The 4,545-nt window shown below is 35.6% G+C and carries 5 protein-coding genes; 1 reads left to right on the top strand and 4 read right to left on the bottom strand.

All coding sequences use genetic code 11. The annotated features are described in order from the left end of the window. Window positions 1-1,031: 1,031 nt before the first annotated feature. The 4 genes from F6K54_RS40830 to psaK form a co-directional block, all read right to left on the bottom strand. Window positions 1,032-1,163 carry a hypothetical protein gene (locus tag F6K54_RS40830; protein ID WP_293090176.1) on the bottom strand — a complete coding sequence of 44 codons (132 nt, stop codon included), beginning with the start codon at window positions 1,161-1,163 and terminating at the stop codon, window positions 1,032-1,034. Window positions 1,164-1,165: 2 nt separating this feature from the next. Beyond that, window positions 1,166-2,371, bottom strand: a complete 1,206-nt coding sequence (locus F6K54_RS40825) for a site-2 protease family protein (protein ID WP_293090174.1) — start codon at window positions 2,369-2,371, stop codon at window positions 1,166-1,168. 404 nt (window positions 2,372-2,775) lie between these two features. Then, window positions 2,776-2,904: a zinc ribbon domain-containing protein gene (locus F6K54_RS40820; RefSeq protein ID WP_293090172.1), complete on the bottom strand. Its 129-nt coding sequence runs from the start codon at window positions 2,902-2,904 to the stop codon at window positions 2,776-2,778. Window positions 2,905-3,001: 97 nt separating this feature from the next. Further along, window positions 3,002-3,283: a photosystem I reaction center subunit PsaK gene (gene psaK / locus F6K54_RS40815; RefSeq protein WP_293090170.1), complete on the bottom strand. Its 282-nt coding sequence runs from the start codon at window positions 3,281-3,283 to the stop codon at window positions 3,002-3,004. A gap of 182 nt (window positions 3,284-3,465) precedes the next feature. Here psaK and F6K54_RS40810 point away from each other — a divergent pair, with 182 nt between their 5' ends. After that, a complete protein-coding gene (locus F6K54_RS40810) occupies window positions 3,466-4,128 on the top strand; it encodes a phosphoribosylanthranilate isomerase (RefSeq protein WP_293090169.1) in 663 nt (220 codons plus the stop codon). The last annotated feature ends 417 nt before the right edge of the window (window positions 4,129-4,545 follow it).

The raw sequence follows: 4,545 nt of genomic DNA, 5'->3' as shown, positions 1-4,545 counted from the left end.
ATCATGTCCGGTAGCATCGGAGCGTGTATAAAATTAAGGTGACACTCTTGAGAAAACCTTCTGCCTCCTGCCTCCTGCCTCCTGCCTTCGGACCGCCAAAGTCTAACTATTCAACCGGACATGATATTAAACACCAGTTTTTAGTGAGGGCTGAAATTTTTGGGATAATATAATTGGAATAATATAATTTATTTTTCAAACAGATGATTATAGATAGAAATTATATCATGTCCGGATAATTAGTGATAAAAAAACCTTTTCTCTTCTCACCTTTTCTTTCCTTCTGCCTCCTGCCTCCAGCATAGCTGCCTTACCTCCTCCAAAGTGTAATATCATGTCCGGATAATTAGTAATAAAAAACTTTCTCCTTCTTCTCCTTTTCTTCTTCTTTCTTCCCTCCTGACTCCTGACTCTTGACTCCTACGTCGTTATTTATTTATAACTGTTCAACCGGACATGATATTACAGCAGATTCCACTAAGCATGAGGTACACCAGTCGCGGGCAAGATGCCCGCACTACAAATATTTAATTGTTAATTTCTGTACTTCATATACCACCAAATCTGCTGTATATAGCAGTCGATGCAAAGGACGCTTCAACAATTAATAATTAATAATTAATAATTAACAATTACCTCTCCTTGAAAAGAAGAGGATTGACTCAAAGGAATTTTTTTTATTGTTTCTCCTTTAAAGGAGAGGCTTTAAACCTTAATTATTCGGTAAATATCAACAATTTAAAACTCAGAAAAAACCAGATTTTTCCTTCCTTCTTCTTCTTCCCTCTTCCCTTTTCCTTCTTCCTTCTTATCAACAGTTTAAAACTCAGAAAAAACCAGATTTTTCCTTCCTTCTTCTCTTTTCCTTCTTCCCTTTTCCTTCTTCCCTCTTCCTTCTTACTTCTTCCTTCTTATCAACAATTTAAAACTCAGAAAAAACCAGATTTTCCCTTCCTTTTTCTTCTTCCCTCTTCCTTCTTACTTCTTCCTTCTTCCCTCTTCCTTCTTACTTCTTCCTTCTTATCAACAATTTAAAACTCAGAAAAAACCAGATTTTTCCTTCCTTTTTCTTCTTCCCTCTTCCTTCTTACTTCTTCCTTCTTTCTTCCCTCCTGACTCCTGACTCCTGACTCCTGACTCCTGACTCCTGACTCCTTCTTCAAAATTACTTTGAATTTGATAAATAAGTAGCCTTAGCGATCGCTTCTAATTTCATTCCTGGAGGATAACAACCTTCTGTTTTAATACGCTTAATTTCTGCCTCTGAAATATTCAATTTTAAGTATTTATTTATTGCTCGGACAATATCACCCCTGTCTATAATACCTGCCACTGCTCCAGCAGGAGAAAGAACAGTTATATGTTTTTGCTGATGAAATTCCATAGAGTTAATAACCTCCACTAAACTAGCTTTCTCCGAAACAGTAACTATCTGATTTAGCGGACATATAATCATCCTTAAAGTTTGAGTATCCCAATAACTCCTTTCAATAAAATCAATAGCATCAGAAGAAACTAAACCAAGATAACGACCCTCACTAGCAGCAAAATAAATGGAAAATTTAGAACTTTTCAAAAAATATTTATCTGCGAATTGACTCAAGGTCAAATTTGCATCTACCACACGAAAATCTCGCGTCATTACTTCTACAGATTTAATTTTAATTAACACTTCTTGTAAATCAATTATCCGATGATAAAATTTGGCATTACGCAGAGCAAACCAACCAATTAAAGCCAGCAAAAAACCACCATAATTCTGACTTACTAGCACTAAAATCGACCCCAAAGTAATTCCTAACCATCCTAAACCTTGACCACTTTTAGCTGCCCATCTTACCCCAACAAAACGACTACCAGTTATTTTCCAAATAGCAGCTTTTAATACTTGTCCGCCATCTAAAGGTAAACCAGGCATCAGATTAAAAATAGCTAAAATCAGATTAATTTCTGCCACCCGATTTATTAGTTCACCAACCAAGCTTGATGTAGAAAAAAAAAGGCTAGTTAAACCCAATAAAAAAAACAACAATAAACTAACTAAAGGTCCAGCGATCGCCACTTGAAAAGCTTCTCCAGGAGTTCGATATTCTCGGTCTATTCCAGCAATTCCACCAAACAAAAATAACCTGATAGAATTAACTTTAATCCCTTGAGAAATAGCAACTAAACTATGAGCTAATTCATGTAATAATACAGAAAAAAACATTAGTAGAGCAATTATTAATCCAGCTCCACAAGCCAAAAATAATCCCCACTCTTGATAGTCTTGTCTATTAATATATGTTATCCACAGTAAAATGACGAACCATGAAGAATCCAAAAATAAAGGGATACCAAATAAATTACCAATTCGCAAATCTGCCTGCATGAAGTTTTATTTGATTATTTATTTAAACTTTGACTTGTTCTACTCTATATAACTTATCTTTTGATTTTTGGGTTTAATACCCTGCCATCTACATGGTGTTGAAAATTGCTTGGGGTTATAAAACACGAAATGGCAGGTCATTGACTATCCCCATCCACTTTTTCAGTCCTTCTTTCTTCCTTCTTCCTTCTTCCTTCTTTCTTCTTCCTTCTGCTATATTACTATTTTTACTGAAAAATCAAAAATGGGGGTATCTCTTCTGTGCGAAAAGAATACCCCCTATACTTTTGACTTTTCCCTGCTCTAAAGAGACACGGATTGTGACATACTCCCACACGCTCGCTGGCGCTATAGTGTGGGCTTCTCGTTTCGCAGCCCCGGTATTCCGTCGGGTTCCACGAGCTTTAAGGACGTCTGGGCCCTACCGCCCTATTTTTTATATTTATCGCTGCATTTAAGTCGCGGTCTATGACAATACCGCAGTGCGGGCAAGAATGAGGATGAACACAGACCTCACTATCTAATTCTATCACTTCGGCGACTCAATAAATCCCGCACCCTCGTTTTCATCCCCTACCTAAAGGCGAGGAGCTTTCAACCTTCTTCTGTGTAACTAAAATCAGCTTATACCTATAGCATACCAGCACTACCAAGCCCTAAAATTATTCCTGCTCCCAAAATATGACCAAAGCTAGTAGTAGCTAACAATTCTGGTACGCCAAACCCAGTAAAAATGGCTGGTAATGATACTGGTAAATCAGGCCCTTGTCCACGATTGTTCTTTGAAATAGCATAATAACCAATTACAATTGCTACTAGGTTGCAGGTTATCATTACAATTGCTACTTTTGGAGACCACTCTGCAGAGAGGGGTTGAGATTGTGCTGCTAAAATTAAACGAGAGTAAATCAAGTTTTGATCTCCTTAAAATTACAGAAATTTAGCTATTTGGCTTAAATGTTTGATTTAATCAATTTATGTTTTGCAAATTATCAAGAAGTTTTAGTAAGAAGCTATATTTTGTTTTAATAATTAACAATAACCTTAAGTTTTAATACAAAGATGTACAATTAAGCTATTAGCAGGTAAAATTAATGCGCGTAAAAATTTGTGGGATTACAAAACTAGAGCAAGGACAAGCGATCGCTCAAATGGGAGCAACAACTTTAGGATTTATCTGTGTTCCAACATCGCCTCGGTATATTACCCCAGAAAAAATCAAAAATATTGTCGTTCAACTACCAAAAAATATTGATAAAATCGGAGTATTTGTTAACCCAAAAATTGATTTTTTATCGGAAATAATTATTCAGACCCAATTAACAGGTATACAACTACATGGTGACGAATCTCCAGAATTTTGTCATCAACTACGTCAGGCAATACCAGACAATATAGAAATAGTTAAAGCATTCAGAATCAAATCTCCTCAAGATTTAACAACAGTAAATAGTTATGAAAATTATGTAGATACTTTACTCCTAGATGCTTATCATCCAGATAAATTAGGAGGTACTGGTCAAACATTAGATTGGAAAATTATTAAAGATTTTCACCCTACTTTTCCTGGGTTTTTAGCAGGTGGTTTAACACCAGAAAATGTCACAATACCAGTTCAACAACTCATCATTGAATCCAGCCATAAATTCTGTGGTATAGACTTATCCAGTGGAGTAGAAAAAGCTCCTGGCGATAAAGATTTAGCTAAAGTCAAAAAATTATTTGATAGTTTGGCGAAACTTAAGATTAAAGTGTAGAAAAAATATCAAGTATTGTTAGGAAAGGTAGAAGGCAGGAGGCAGAAGGCAGGAGGCAGAAGGCAGAAGGGTGTAATGAAAATTTTTTCTTGTTTCTCCTTTAAAGGAGAGGCTTTAAACCTTAATTATTCGGTAAATGCTTCTATTCATGTAATCTTAGATCCCTTCAGATATCGCCAAATATAAAAATAACGAATACCCAGAGATTAACAAATACTATCAGAAGTATATCTAGCCAATAGTCTATTGTGCTAGATTCTGAGAAAAAATTTATAACTACTGCCAATAAAAAAGTAGGTAATATCATGTTTGGTTAAATACTTATACTTTGGATAAAGGAAGGCAGAGGGCAGAAGGCAGAAGGGAATATTGGTTCAAAGATATAAGGTTTTTTATAACTGATTATCCGAACATGAA

Origin of the sequence: Okeania sp. SIO3B5, assembly GCF_010692555.1 — a bacterium.
In the GTDB taxonomy this organism is placed as follows: Bacteria; Cyanobacteriota; Cyanobacteriia; order Cyanobacteriales; family Microcoleaceae; genus Okeania.
Note: the sequence above shows the minus strand (reverse complement) of the source record. Positions and strands in the feature narration are given on the sequence as shown.